Below are 13,601 nucleotides of genomic sequence, written 5' to 3'. Positions count from 1 at the left end.
GCGGGTGAGGATGGCAGCCGACCACCTCGCGCGGCCGGCGCGGCCGCACTCGGACCAACGGGCGATCGGGGCTTCCATGACCCCTCCTCTCATCTCGCGCCGACGCATGGGCCCGGGGGCCGCGACGATGCGCGCCGTGGCCGCCCTCGCCGCCTGCACGGCCCTGGTCGCCGGCTGCGGCGACGACACCGCGCCCGACCGGGCGTACCCGGAACTCGCCACGACCCTCCGGGCGCTCTCACGCGATCTCGACGAGGCCTGCGGCCGGACGGAGACCCCCGAGAGCTGCGCGCAGGACCTCGACAGGCTCACGGCACCGACCGAGCGGGCCTTCGCCCAGGTCCTGGACCACAAGCTGCTCGATGTCGCAACCGTGGACGCGATGAACGCACTCGATCGGGCGAGAGAGCTACGCGCCGCCGCGGCGCGGGAGGCCCGGTCGCGGCAGGATCCCCATCACCTCCCCCTCGCCCGCGCGGTGGCGGCCGAGAAGCGCGCGTACCAGAGCCTCCTGGCCGAACTGGAGCGCCTGCGCACCGCCCCGCCGCCCGGTGACGGAACCGATCCGGTCTGACGGCCGCCGGGGCAACGGTGGGGGACCGTGTCTCGACTACGGCCTCAGGGGTGGTGCGGTGAGTGCCCCACCGTCGAGTGCCACCAGGGTGAGGACGACGATCGAGCCCGTCCAGGCCAGTGGGGCGACCGACGAGGGCCGGCCCGCCCGGTCCACCTTCTCGGGCAGTTCACCGAGCGGGTTCCGCTTGGCGAGGACCCAGTCCAGGACCGGCCCGGCCTTCGCCGCGTTTCCCGTCGCCGCCCATGCCAGCGCGAAGAAGGAGGTGCTCGGGGTCCAGGCGTTCGCACCCCAGGGCGCCGTCGGATCGTTCCCCGGGGTGAGCCCCCCGTTGGGCAGGAGCAGCGCCCGGTACGTGCTGTCCAGCGCCCGGGGCAGGTCGGCAGGGGCCGTGTTGAACGGGGGCGCCATGAAGGCCACGGCGCTGTCCCGGCCGTGCTGTCCGTCGACGGTGCGCTGATAGCCGAGCGGGGCGAACTTCCGCGAGATCCCGGCGGAGAGCCGCCCCGCGGCGCCGGACCAGCGGGTCGCGTCCCGCGGACGGTCCAGCTCGCCGGCGAGGTCCGCGGCGGCGTTGAGCCCGGCGAGGAGGGGGGCTGCCGTGCCGATGTTCGTGGTGGTCGTATTCACCTCCCAGTAGTCCGGAGAGGCCGGGGGCAGCCCGTCCGCCCCGAGGGAGGCCGCCGCGTGGTCGGCCGCCTTGCGGATCATCGGATAGAGGGCGGTCAGTCGGGCGAGGCGGGTGGCGGGCGGCGCAGTCCGGTACCACTGCCAGGTGGCCCAGGGGACCCAGCCGTTGGCATCGAGCTGCCACCGCCGGCTGTCCGGCGGCCCGGACCCGTCGAGTTCCGTCCGCGCCTCCCAGGTCCCGTCCGCGCGCTGCGTCGCCGCGCTGTAGCGCAGGATCCGGTAGGCCTCGGCGTCGTGGCCGGTGTGCGCGAACGCGGCGGAGGCGAAGCTGGAGTCGCGCGGCCAGGAGTACATCCAGCCCGGGGACCAGCCGGCCGCCAACGCGCCGTTCGGCCGTAGCAGGGCGCGCATGGCCAGCAGGGCCCGCTCGGCCGCCGCGCGCCGGGCCGTCGAGCGGCCCGGCACCCGACCGGAGGCCAGCCAGGCACGGCTCTCGGCGATCTGCAGCCGGGCCGTCGGATCCTCCGGGGCCACCACGATCGACGCCGTCCGCCCGGCGGGGAGGTACCGCCACCGGCCGGACAGCAGCCGCAGTACGTGGCTCCGCTCGACGTACCGTGCGCCCCCGGCGAGGGTGGGTGGGACCCCCTCGGCGGCGGTGGTGTTGGACAGGAGCCCGACGGTGGGGGCGACGAGCATCGACAGCGGAGCGTAGCGGCCCTCCTCATCGCCGTGGCTCTGGTGTCCGAGGGGCCGGACGAAGAAGGCTCGCCGCTCTTCGTCCGCCGGCCGGCCGGCGGAGCTCCCCGCGACGCACACCGGGAGGGCGACGCTCGCGAGGGCCGCCGTGACGGCCGCCCAGCGGACGAGCGGGGCAGCAGGCATCGCCACTCCTTCTGTCGGGCTTCCGTGCGCGCGGCCCCCCGGAACTCCCATCGTGGGCCTGTGGTGCGGAGCCCGCCACGACATGCCCGCCGCCCGGGTGACACGCACCGGCGGACGCACCGGCGGACGGAACGACCGGGGCGATGACGCGCGGAGCAACGGACGGAGCAACGGACGGAGCAACCGGGCGCCGGCCGTGGCAGGGGCGAACGCGCCCGTGGCACACGGCCGGAGGGCTCCGGTCCCGATACCGGCGGCGCTCCTCTCGGATGCCGGTGGACGGCGGACCGTGCAGATTGGTGGGACCGGAATCGGCCGCCGCCTCAGCCGTCGCACATACGTCGCACGTCGGCCCGGCCGCGCCCCGCTACGAAGGACTGGTGGATGAGCACTGCTGCGACCGAGGGGAATCGCCGGTTCGTCCGCAGGCTCCTGCCGGTCGCGGGCGGTTCCCTCGTGGCGGCGGCCGGCGCCCTGATCGCCGTCGGCTGCTTCCTCGGCCTCTACGTACGCCCCACCTCGGACGACTGGTGCGCTGCCTGGAAGTCCCGCGACATGGGCGTCCTCGGCATCACGCACGACTTCTACGCCACCCAGAACGGCCGGATCACCAACGCCTTCCTGAGCGGCATCATCTACGGCGACGGACTCGCCGGGGTGAAGGTCCTGCCGACCGTCATCGCCGTCGTCCTCACCGTCGGCCTGGTGCTCCTCGGGATCCAGTTCCTGCGGTGCCTCGGCGTGAAACCTCCGGTGTTGCTCCTGCTCGCCGCCGCCCTGGCCGTCCAGGCCCTGATCTACTTCGGCGGCACCCGCAGCTATCAGGTCCTGCTGTGGGCCCCGGCCACGATCTCCCACACCATCCCGAGCGTCATCGGGGTATGGGCGCTCCTCTTGGGCATCTGGACCGTCCGGCAGCCCCGGGCTCCCGTCCGCGCGGGCGGGTTCGCCGCGGCGTTCCTGATCGGGTTCGCGATCGGCACCCTGAGCGAGTCGTTCTCCCTCGTCAGCGGCCTTCTCGCGGCTTGCGTGGGACTGCTGGCCGTGCCCCCCTTGGGGCTCGCGCGGACCTGGCATCCGTTCACCTGGTGCCTGCTCTGGTGCTCCGGGGTCGTCTGCGGACTGGTCGTGCTCACCACGTCCCCCGGCGCCCGGTGGCGCCGCGCCCAGCAGCCGGCCAAGGAGTCCATGCTCTCCGCGGGCGAACTCCGAGGCACCTACGAGGACTGGCTGCGGATGTGGGACACCGTCACCGGCCAGTGGGCCTACCTCGGAGCCACCGCCGTCGGCCTCCTGCTGGGCCTGGGGGCCGGTCTCGCGGCGCGCGTGCCCGCCCCCGGGAAGCGGGAGTCGGGCCGGGCCGTCCCGCGCCCGATGCTGGTCGCCCTCCTGCTGCTGCCGGTGCTCGTGGTGGTGCTGGGATCGTTCGCGGTGGTGGTGGGGCTGCGGAGCGGCTACGGACCGACCGGATGGACGTACGCCCGGACCTGGACCAACTACCTCGTACCGATGGAACTCGCGCTGTGCGCCTACGGGGTCCTGCTGGGCGTGTGGGCCCGCCGGTTCCTGGCGGGCCGGGGCGTCGCCGTGGCCCTGCCGGTGGGCATCGTGGTCGCGGCCGGACTGGCACTGGCCTCGCTGGCCGTACTCGTCCCGAGCGTCAAGCAGCTCACCACCGCCACGGTCACCCGCGCGGTGGCCTGGGACGCGCAGAACTTCCGCATCCGGACCGAGGCCGCCAGGGGTGCCACCGACCTCGGGTACGAGCCGATGTACATCGGGAGTCTGGCCGAGCCCTTCTTCACGTCCGACTACCGCCGGGACTGGGTCGCGGCGTGTGTCTCCAGCTGGTACGGCATCGAGCGGATCCACCGCCTGTGAGCCGGCCGGCGCGCGGGTTCAGCCGCGCGGCACCGCACGGGCCAGGAAGTGACCGGCGCCGTCCTCGTACTCGTCCAGGCGCCAGCCCGTGGTCCGAAGGGCGCGGCGCAGGTTGCTCTCGGCGAGGAGGTCGTCGGGGTCGAGGGGGCGGCCGTGCCGGGCGGCGCGTTCCGCGCGGCCCGAGGGGTGGAAGAGCAGCAGGACCCCGTCGGCCGCGGTGACGCGGGCCCATTCGCGCAGGGCGGCGGCCGGGTCCGGGAGGTGGTCGAGCAGCCCCGCCGAGAAGGTGCCGTCCACGGACGCGGTGGCCAGCGGGAGTCGGGTGCAGTCGGCGGCGAGGAGGTGCCCGTGGCCGGTGCGGCCGTGCCGGGCGGCGGCGGCCGGCATGGCCGGGGTGAGGTCGACGCCGAGCACATGGCCGTCCGGCCCGACCTGGGCCCGGAGCGCGGGCATGGCCCGTCCGGTGCCGCAGCCGAGGTCCATCGCCCGCCGACCGGGTGCCAGCCGCAGCCGGGCGACCGCGGCCTCGTAGGCGGGGGCCTGGTAGGCGAACCGCTCCTCCCAGGCATCGGCCCGCCGGGTGAAGAAGGCCCGGGTTCCAGTACGACCTTCAGGTTCGGGTCGGACAGGTCCTTCAAGGAGTCGATCTTGTGCGGGTTGCCCGGCGCGGTGGCGATCACGAGCTCGTTCATCGCGATCACGGTCGGCGCTCCGGTCTCCGCCTTGAGGCCGTCCATCGTCCTGGTGTCCGCGGTGACCAGGGCATCGGCCGGAGCCCCCTGCCTGACCTGCGCGGCCAGCTCCTGCGATCCGGCGAAGGAGAACGTGACCTGCGTGCCGGGGTGTTCCTTCGCGTACTGCGTGCCGAGGGTCTTGAACACGTCGGTGAGGGAGGCGGCGGCGAGCACCGTCAGGTTCGCGGCCGGTACGGAGCTCGACGCGGAGACGGTCGGCGCGGCGGCCGCCCGGCGCTGTCGGACGTACTGAAGGAAGCGCATGGCGGGATGTGTTCTCCAGTCCGGTTGTCCGTATTCCGTGCACACACGGCGTGGGATACGGGAACGGTGCTGCATTTGCTGTCAATCGAGCATCGGCAGGCCCGCATCTGCAATTCGTGTATCCGGGTCGACGAGGTGGCGATTCGGCCAACCGGGTCAAGAGTCCCTGTTCAGGCGAGTGAAGGGCCCGGAGAAAGAAGGGACTTCGGGCCTTTCCGGAATACGCCAGGCGGTTGCGTCCATTCGGTTGGCGAATGCGATGGGGGCGCTCCGGGCCTCAAGATTCATCGGGCACCTTCGGCCACGACGCGGGTCACAGAAGTGTCTGCGGTTTCGTTTCCGACCATGTGAGGCGTGTTTTCCATGAGTCTGTCCATCCGTAACCAGATCGCCGGCACCGTCACCGCTGTCACGGCCGGGGAGGCCATGCCTCGGTGAAGGTGCGTCTGGTCGGCGGTCAGGACATCACCGCCGCCATCACCACCGACGCCGTCGAGGCCCTCGGCCTGGCCTCCGGCACCTCCGTCGTCGCCCTGATCAAGTCGACCGAGATCTCCCTCGCCGCCGCCTGATCACCCAGGAGGTTCACAGCCGCGGGACGCGCGAGGTGAGTGGATCGGAGCGCGACCGCAATCCTCCCGCCGGGACCCGGTAACGCCGCGGGCCGACAGTCGTGTTCATGCCTCCGACGACCGCACCCGCGACCGCGACCGCAGCCGCACTCGCACCTGCGACCGGCCTCGCGCCCCACGCCGCCTCGGCCCCCGCCACCGCGCCCCGGGGCCCGGCACGGCACCCGGTGGTGTCCTGGGCGCGGGCCCGGGTCCTGGCCCACGGCGCACCGTGCCCGCTGCCCGCGCGTACGGTGCCCCTGCGCGATGCCGGCGGCCTCACCCTGGCCGACGACCTGCCCACCCTGCGGCCGCTCCCGGGCTTCGACACGGCCGCGATGGACGGCTACGCCGTCTGCGGCACCGGCCCCTGGCGGATACGGGCCGCCGTCCGCGCCGGCGCGCCCTGGGCGGGCGTACTCGGCACGGCGGAGTGCGTGGAGATCTCCACCGGGGCCTTGGTGCCGGCCGGGGCCCACGCCGTCCTGCCGCTGGAGTCGGCGGTCACCATGGACGACGGCCGGGTGTCAGGTCCCGTGCCGCCGCCGGGCCGGCACATCCGGCGCACCGGCGAGGACGCCCCCGCGGGCCGCCGGCTCGCTCCGGCGGGCACCAGGATCGGTCCCGCGCTGCTCGGCCTCGCAGCCTCCTGCGGCCACGACACCCTACCGGTGCGGCCGCGCCCCCGGGTGGGCGTACTGGTCACCGGGGACGAGTTGGACCACGCGGGAGTTCCCGGCCCCGGCCGGGTGCGCGATGCCCTCGGGCCGCTGCTCCCGGCCCTGATCGCCGAACTGGGCGGTGGGACAACGGAGCTGGGGTACGTACCCGACCGGCCCGGACGGCTGTCCGCGGCCGTGCGGGCGGTGCGGGACGCCGATGTCGTCGTGGTCACCGGCTCCACCTCGGTCGGGGCCACCGACCAGCTGCGCCGGCTGCTCGCCGACGCCGGGGCCCGGATGGTCGTCGACACCGTCGCCTGTCGGCCCGGACACCCGATGCTGCTCGCCGAACAGGCCCCGGACCGTTGGGTGGTGGGACTGCCCGGCAACCCGTACGCCGCCCTGGTCGCCGCCCGCACCCTGCTCGGCCCCCTGATCGCCGGCCTGTCCGGACGCGCCCTCGATCCCCTGCCGCACGTTCCGGTGCACGGGCGGGCGCGGCCCGCCCCCGGAACGACCCGGCTGGTCCCCGTCACCTGGGACGGTGCGCGGGCCCGGATCGCCGACGGGCACCGCGCCGCCTTCCTCCAAGGGGCCGCCGTGGGCGACGCGCTCGCCGCGATCCCCCCTGACTGGACCGACGGCAGCGCGGCGCCCCTGCTCCTGACGGCCGGCTGACGACCGGCCGAGCACGTGCCCGGGCGGCCGACCGCGGGCCGCGGTCGCGGCGAAGAGGGCCTCGGCCATGCGCTGAGTCTCCACCAGCCCCAGGGCGCGCAGTCGTTCGTCCATCCGGTCGGGTACTGACATCACGTTCTTTCCTCTTCTTCCGCTGCTTCCTACGGGGCCGCGCGCACGATCACGAGCGATCCCTCGTAGGTCGGCCGACTGCGCAGGTGGCCGAATTCCTCGTCCCAGGCCCCGGACTCCAGGTCCGCGCGAAGGGTGGTGTCGAAGTGCTCGCGGACCCGGTCGTCCACGAAGCTCCAGGCCGAACCCGCCTGACGGGCGGCCGGGTCGAGCAGGGTCTCCGGGCGGCCGTAGTAGGCCTCGTCGAACCCGCCCGTGCAGTCCAGGGGGATCGGCACGGTCCGGACCGTGCCGGAGCCGCCGAGGGCGGAGGCCAGTTCCTCGACGGTCGGGTGGCGCAGGGCCTCGATGTCGAGGACCTCGGGCGCGTACCGGTACAGCCAGAAGTCCCTCACCACGGCCGGGTCGCAGGTCAGGATGACCACCGGCCCCCGGGTCACGCGCCGCATCTCGCGCAGCCCCGCCGGTACGTCGGACCACCGGTGGACGCCGAACAGGGTCATCGACGCGTCGAACTCGCCGTCACCGAAGGGTAGATCGGCGGCGACGGCGCCGACGTCGAGGACGGTCCGGGCGTCGTCGAGGGCCTCGGCGACGAGCCGGGCGATGCGCTCGTCCGGGCGGCGGTGGGGAGAGTGGCCGGCGCGGAGGGAGCCGATCGCTCCGCCGCCGTACGGGGTCCGTGTGGGTGTGGTCATCCGGTGTTGCCTCGCCTTGTGAGCAGGAACGGGGGAGGTGCCCGCCCGCCGGTGGTCGCGCACACCGTCCGCCACGGCGTCCGACAGCCAGGAGAGGAGGAGCGGCACGGGATCGGCCGGAGCCCGCTCCGGATCGAACTCCGCAAGGGGCCCCGCGAACACCTCGATGCCCCGCAGCCGGCCGCGGACGGCGCTGCCGCGGTCTCCCTCGCCCATCAGATGACCTCCTCGGCTTGCAAGCTTCCGAAGTCATCCTGCATCTGCGGTCAAAATTCGACAATGATCTGGCAGATGCTTGTCAGGAGCCCCAAAGTGCACTGCGTCTGAGCAGGCCGTATCGGAGGTGTCGACAAGGAGAAGAGGAGGGAGAGAAGTCCTCGTGAGGGGCTCGACCCGGCCTGAGGTGCGCTCAGTACACGTCGCGACCGTACCGCCTGGCGGCGGACAGCTGCTTGAGGTACGCGGCGGCCTCGTCCGCGTCGAGTCCGCCGTGCGTCATGGCGACGTCGCGCAGCGCCCGGTCCACGTCCTTGGCCATCCGGCTCGCATCGCCGCACACGTAGAAGTGGGCGCCGTCCTGCAGCCACGACCACAACTGGGCACCGTGCTCGCGCATCCGGTCCTGTACGTAGACCTTGGTCCGCTGGTCGCGGGAGAACGCCAGGTCGAGTCGGTCGAGCGTGCCGTGCCGGTGGAGCTCCTCCAGCTCCTCACGGTGGTAGAAGTCGGTGGCGCGGCGCTGCTCCCCGAAGAACAGCCAGTTCCGGCCCGGGTGCCCGAGCGCCCGGCGGTGTTCGAGGAAGGCCATGAACGGTGCCACGCCCGTCCCCGGCCCGACCATGATCGCCGGAGTGTCCGGGTCCGCGGGCGGGCGGAAGTGCGCCGATCTCTGCACGAACAGCGGTACGGGCGTGCCCGGTTCGGCGTCCGCGAGGAAGGTGGAGGCGACACCCTTGCGGTAGTGGCCGCCCGGCCCCTCGTAGCGCAGGACCGAGACGGTCAGGCTGACCTCGCGCGGGTCGACGAGCGGGCTGGAGGAGATCGAGTAGAGGCGCGGCCCGAGGCGCCGCAGCCGCTCGGTCCACTCCTGGGCACCGATCCGGACCGGGAACTCGGCCAGGACGTCCACGGGTTGACGCCCCCAGGTCCACCGGGCCAGGCCGTCCTTGTTGTCGGGTCGGGTCAGCCGCTTGAGCGTACGGTCGCCGGTGTGCTCGGTGATGAAGCGCAGCAGGTCGGGCGTGAGCCGGGTGATGTCCAGGTGTCGGTGGAGCGCCTCGGCGAACGGCATGGGGTCGCGGCCGGGTACGGCCACCTCCGCGTCCGGGGCGAGGCCCGTGACGGCCAGCCATTGCGCCACCAGGTCGGGGCAGTTCACCGGCTGCACCCCGAGCGCGTCGCCGGCCTCGTACGCCGGGCCGTCCTCGCCCAGGTCGAAGGTGAAGCGGCGGACCTCCTTGGTGGCTCCGGGCAGGCTGAGCAGCCGGTTGCCGGAGAGCCGCGCGGTGTAGGGGGAGCCGCGGTCCGCCGTCGGCCGGGCCCGTTCGGCGCGCACCGGGGCCGGGGCCGGGGCGGCCGCGAGCGCCTCGCGCACCTGCTCCAGCCACCGCCGCGCGGGCTCCTCGTAGTCGGGCTCGCAGTCCGCACGGGGCAGCAGACGTCGGCCGCCGAGCTCTTCGAGCCGCTGGTCGAGCCGCCGACCGTGGCCGCAGAAGGCGTCGTAGGTGGAGTCGCCGAGGGCGAGCACCGCGTACCGGACGTCCTGGAGTCGGGACGCGTCCGCGGCGCTGAGGGACTCCCAGAAGGCGGTTCCGTTGTCCGGTGCGTCGCCGTCGCCGAAGGTGCTGGTGACGATCAGCAGATCGGTGCCGGGTGTCAGGGCGGCGGCGGGGCGGTCCGCCATGCTGTGCACGCTGACCGGCGCGCCGCTCCCGGTCAGAGCCGCTCCTACGGTGGCCGCGAGCTCCTCGGCGTTGCCCGTCTGCGAGGCCCACAGGATCACGGTCTGCCGGGTCTGCGGGGTCGGCCGGTCCGGGGCGGCGGGAGCGGCGGCCGGCGCGGCCGGGGGAGCCGGTGTCAGGGCGGCGGCCGTGCGTGAGTACGTACCGGCGAGAACACCGTCGACCCAGAGCGCGTGCCCGGCCTCGAAGGGGGCCCCGGCGGGAAGCGAGGGGACGCCCGTGCCGGGTGGGGAGGTGGCGAGCCCGGCCAGGAATCCGGCGAGGTAGCGGCGCTCCGGGTCGGAGAGGGCCGGCGGGGTGTGGTCGTCCACCCCGAACAGGGAGGCGAGGGCGGCCGTCGCGGGGGCCGGTGCCGGACGGGCCGGCGTGGCGGTGGCCGTGACGGTACCGGCGCCCGGTGAGGACGGGCCGGTGGTCGCGTCGCCGGCGCCGTCGGTGCTCCCCGTGGTGGCCCCGGCCACCGCGGGGAGCGGGGCCCGGGTCTTGGTCAACGTCACCGCGCACATCTTGAATCCGGGCTGGAAGGAGATCGGGTCGACGGCGTCGTCGGTGACGGCGTTGACGCTGAGGTACTCGCCGAACAGGTCGTTCCAGTGGAAGGGGGCGAAGCAGCTCCCGGGCCGAACCCGGTCGGTGACGACGGCCGGTAGCACGGCCCGCCCCCGCCGGGAGGCCACCTCCACCCCGTCCCCCTCCGCGATGCCGAGCGCGGCCGCGTCCTGCGGGTGGATCTCCACGAACGGCCCGGGGTTGAGCTTGTTGAGTTTCCCGACCTTTCCGGTCTTGGTCAGGGTGTGCCACTGGTGCTGCAGACGGCCGGTGTTGAGCACGAACGGATAGTCGTCGTCCGGCAGTTCACCGTCCGGCAGGTGCGGGCGGGCGAAGAAGACGGCGCGTCCCGTCGCCGTCGGGAAGACGAGCCGGGGGCGATCGCCGTCCGGGCGCTCGACCAGGATCCGGCTGACCCCGTCGTTGAGGTAGCGGACCGGGTTGCGGTCCGGCCCGCCCGGGGCGGCCGGCCACTGCACCGGGCCCGAGCGCAGCCGCTCGTACGTGACCCCGCGCAGGTCCCAGCCGGTCTTCGGGTTCCAGGCCTGCCGGAGTTCCTCGAAGACCTCCTCGGCGCACGTGTACGTGAACGCGTCGGCGAAGCCCATCGCGCAGGCGACCCGGGCGATCAACTGCCAGTCGGGCAGGGCCTCACCGGGCGGGTCGGCGGCCCCCCGCACCAGGGTGAGGTTCCGCTCCGAGTTGATCATCACGCCGTCCGATTCGGCCCACAGCGTCGCGGGGAGCGCGATGTCGGCGTAGGCATTGGTCTCGGTCTCCACGAACACGTCCTGTGTGATGACGAGTTCGGCGGTCTCCAGGGCTTTGATCACGGTGCTGCGGTTGGCGACGGAGGCGACCGGGTTGGTGCAGATGATCCAGCACGCCTTGATCTCACCGGCGGCCATCTTCTCGAACATCTCGACGGTGCCGCGGCCGACGTCGGTGCGCAGGCTGCCCGCCGGCACGCCCCACAGTTCCTCGACGAAGCGGCGGTCCTCCTCCACCAGGACCGAACGCTGGCCGGGCAGTCCCGGCCCCATGTACCCCATCTCCCGGCCGCCCATCGCGTTGGGCTGCCCGGTGAGGGAGAAGGGGCCGCTGCCCGGGCGGCAGATCGCGCCGGTGGCGAGGTGCAGGTTGACCAGGGCGTTCGTGTTCCAGGTGCCGTGGGTGGACTGGTTGAGGCCCATGGTCCAGCAGCTCGTCCACTCGCCCGCCTCGCCGATCCAGCGGGCGGCCAGCCGGATGTCGGCCTCCGGGATGCCGGTGATGCGGGCCACCCGGTCGGGCGCGTAGTCCTCCAGGAAGGCGGGCATGTCCTGCCAGCCCTCGGTGTGCTCCGCGATGAAGGCGGGGTCGGTCCAGCCGCCTTCGACCAGGAGGTGCAGCAGGCCGTTGAGGAGGGCCAGGTCGGTGCCCGGCCGGATCTGCAGGAACAGATCGGCCTTGTCGGCGGTGGCGTTGCGCCGGGGATCGACGACGATGAGTTTGGCGCCGGAGGCCTTGACCCGGTCCATCATCCGCAGGAAGAGGATGGGGTGGCAGTCGGCCATGTTGGCGCCGATGACGAAGAAGGTGTCGGCCCGCTCGAAGTCCTCGTACGAGCCGGGCGGCCCGTCGGCACCGAGCGAGAGCTTGTAGCCGGTGCCGGCGCTCGCCATGCACAGCCGGGAATTGGATTCGATCTGGTTCGTCCGCAGGAAGCCCTTGGCCAGCTTGTTCGCCAGGTACTGGGCCTCCAGGGACATCTGGCCGGAGACGTAGAGCGCCAGCGCGTCGGGGCCGTGCGCGTCGAGGATCTCCCTCAGGCGCAGGGCCGCCTCGGTGACGGCCGCGTCCACCGGGGCGGGCGTGGGCCCGGCGCCCCGCTCGGCGCGGACCAGCGCGGTGGTGAGCCGGCCGGGCGCGGCCAGCATGTCGGCGTGTGTGGCGCCCTTGGTGCACAGGCGCCCCGCGTTCGCCGGGTGCCGCTTGTCACCGGCGACCTTGGCCACCGTACGGCGACCGTCGCCGCCGGTGGTGATGTCCAGGACGATCCCGCAGCCGACACCGCAGTACGAGCAGACCGTACGCACCCGCTGCCCGGTCGAGGCCTTCGCCTCCGCCCCCGTCTCCGCCACAGCAGACCTCCTCGCGCCGTCGGCCTCCCCGTACCGCCGCGGGCCGCCGCGGCCGTGTGCGGGTCGGTCCCGTTGCGGTCCAACGTAGGAAGTCCCTGTTGCGCGCAGGTGACGGGCGGTGCCCCCCGGGGGTTACAAGCGGCTTCGTCAAGATCACCAAGGGCGGTGAGGTGGTCAGCGGCCGAGTGCGTCGAGGTGCTCGTAGAGCGCCCGGTGCCCTTCGGCGCTGGGGTGCAGGCCGTCGACGAGCAGTTCCGTCCGCTCCCGCAGCGGCTCCCACAGATCGAGGAAGTCGATGTGGTTCGCCTCGCACCAGGCCCGGAGGAAGGCGCGCAGGGCCAGAGCGCGGGCCCGGGTGAAGCGCAGGCCCTCGTAGTCGCGGGTGCGGTCCTCGTCGAGCCAGGACGGCCCGGCGACGACGAGCCGGGCGTTGTGGCCGAGAGCGGTCGCGGCCAGCGTGTCGAGGCTGCCGGTGAGCCGCGCGAAATCGTCGGTCCCGTCGGAGTCGGAGTCGGAGTCGGAGTCGGAGCCGGAGACGGAGCCGGAGCCGGAGTGGACGGCGAGGTCCGCGTCGGCCCGCGCCGTCGTACCGGCGGCCGGCACGGCCGAGTCGTTGATGCCGGCGGCGACCAGGAGGGTGTCGGGCCGGCGGGCCGTGAGCAGGGCCGGCGTCTGCTCGCCGACGTCGGCGAGGGTGCTGCCGGGGACCGCCAGGTTGAAGAGCCGGCGCTCGGCCTCGTTCCCGGCGATGTGGGCGGCCGCCAGATGGCCCGCCCAGCCGCCCCGAGGGTCGCAGCGCCCGTAGGCGATGCTGTCGCCCACGACGACGATGCGCTCGGCCGGGCGCAGCGGCTTGGCGTCCAGGTAGGCCCAGGTGGTCGCCCCGGAGGACAGGACCACCCGCCGGCGGGTGTAGTCGTCGACCTCGTAGGCGTCGGCCGCGGCGAGTTCCTGGTCCGTGAGGTGCAGGACGGCGCCCTCGACCGAGGCGCCGAGCCTGCGTTCCAGGATCAGGTGCACGTCGAGCCCGCTGGCGGCGATCACGGCCGGATCGGTGATCTTCAGGGGCCGCGTGGTGTACCCGGCCAGCGCTGCCGGGGAGGTGGGGACGGCTCTACCGAAGAGAGCGGTCTGGACCCGGTCGTCCCTCAGCGTGCCGAAGGAGAACAAGGTGTGCGTGCGTGATTCGGTCACAGTGAGCCGCAGGGCCTTTCTTCAC

Annotated in this window: 7 protein-coding genes and 3 pseudogenes; 4 read left to right on the top strand and 6 right to left on the bottom strand. The window is 73.6% G+C overall.

Annotation, left to right across the window (positions count from 1 at the left end):
* Positions 1-76 precede the first annotated feature (76 nt).
* Positions 77-574 carry a hypothetical protein gene (locus ACWG52_RS02825; protein WP_389801950.1) on the top strand — a complete coding sequence of 166 codons (498 nt, stop codon included), beginning with the start codon at positions 77-79 and terminating at the stop codon, positions 572-574.
* 36 nt (positions 575-610) lie between these two features.
* Here ACWG52_RS02825 and ACWG52_RS02820 read toward each other — a convergent pair whose 3' ends face one another.
* Complete coding sequence (locus tag ACWG52_RS02820; RefSeq protein WP_389801953.1) at positions 611-2,089, bottom strand: glycoside hydrolase family 15 protein; 1,479 nt, start codon at positions 2,087-2,089, stop codon at positions 611-613.
* Between the two features lie 384 nt (positions 2,090-2,473).
* Here ACWG52_RS02820 and ACWG52_RS02815 point away from each other — a divergent pair, with 384 nt between their 5' ends.
* A complete protein-coding gene (locus ACWG52_RS02815) occupies positions 2,474-3,970 on the top strand; it encodes a DUF6056 family protein (protein WP_389801956.1) in 1,497 nt (498 codons plus the stop codon).
* 18 nt (positions 3,971-3,988) lie between these two features.
* Here the strand turns inward: ACWG52_RS02815 and ACWG52_RS02810 are convergent.
* Both ACWG52_RS02810 and modA read right to left on the bottom strand, forming a co-directional pair.
* Positions 3,989-4,495, bottom strand: a pseudogene (locus ACWG52_RS02810) (class I SAM-dependent methyltransferase); the annotation flags it as partial.
* Positions 4,496-4,542: 47 nt separating this feature from the next.
* A pseudogene (modA, locus tag ACWG52_RS02805) lies at positions 4,543-4,917 on the bottom strand (molybdate ABC transporter substrate-binding protein); the annotation flags it as partial.
* Between the two features lie 414 nt (positions 4,918-5,331).
* Between modA and ACWG52_RS02800 the strand changes: the two are divergent.
* Positions 5,332-5,531, top strand: a pseudogene (locus ACWG52_RS02800) (TOBE domain-containing protein); the annotation flags it as partial.
* A 116-nt stretch (positions 5,532-5,647) separates the two neighbouring features.
* Positions 5,648-6,919, top strand: a complete 1,272-nt coding sequence (locus ACWG52_RS02795) for a molybdopterin molybdotransferase MoeA (RefSeq protein WP_389801958.1) — start codon at positions 5,648-5,650, stop codon at positions 6,917-6,919.
* Positions 6,920-7,080: 161 nt separating this feature from the next.
* On the opposite strand, the gene ACWG52_RS02790 is transcribed toward ACWG52_RS02795, so the two are convergent.
* The 3 genes from ACWG52_RS02790 to ACWG52_RS02780 form a co-directional block, all read right to left on the bottom strand.
* Positions 7,081-7,965, bottom strand: a complete 885-nt coding sequence (locus ACWG52_RS02790; RefSeq protein WP_390138500.1) for a methyltransferase domain-containing protein — start codon at positions 7,963-7,965, stop codon at positions 7,081-7,083.
* 193 nt (positions 7,966-8,158) lie between these two features.
* A complete protein-coding gene (locus tag ACWG52_RS02785) occupies positions 8,159-12,382 on the bottom strand; it encodes a molybdopterin-dependent oxidoreductase (protein ID WP_390165833.1) in 4,224 nt (1,407 codons plus the stop codon).
* Between the two features lie 174 nt (positions 12,383-12,556).
* Complete coding sequence (locus ACWG52_RS02780) at positions 12,557-13,576, bottom strand: GDSL-type esterase/lipase family protein (protein WP_453127687.1); 1,020 nt, start codon at positions 13,574-13,576, stop codon at positions 12,557-12,559.
* Positions 13,577-13,601 lie beyond the last annotated feature (25 nt).

The sequence above is a fragment of the Streptomyces sp. CLCI03 genome (assembly GCF_053615355.1).
The sequence above is the reverse complement of the archived record's forward strand: the minus strand, read 5'-3'. Positions and strand labels throughout refer to the sequence as shown.

Bases quoted from the DNA above. Each gene is read 5' to 3' on its own strand.
- ACWG52_RS02825 (WP_389801950.1), top strand. From the start codon at position 77: ATGACCCCTCCTCTCATCTCGCGCCGACGCATGGGCCCGGGGGCCGCG.
- ACWG52_RS02815 (WP_389801956.1), top strand. From the start codon at position 2,474: ATGAGCACTGCTGCGACCGAGGGGAATCGCCGGTTCGTCCGCAGGCTC.
- ACWG52_RS02790 (WP_390138500.1), bottom strand. From the start codon at position 7,965: ATGGGCGAGGGAGACCGCGGCAGCGCCGTCCGCGGCCGGCTGCGGGGC.
- ACWG52_RS02820 (WP_389801953.1), bottom strand. From the start codon at position 2,089: ATGCCTGCTGCCCCGCTCGTCCGCTGGGCGGCCGTCACGGCGGCCCTC.
- ACWG52_RS02795 (WP_389801958.1), top strand. From the start codon at position 5,648: ATGCCTCCGACGACCGCACCCGCGACCGCGACCGCAGCCGCACTCGCA.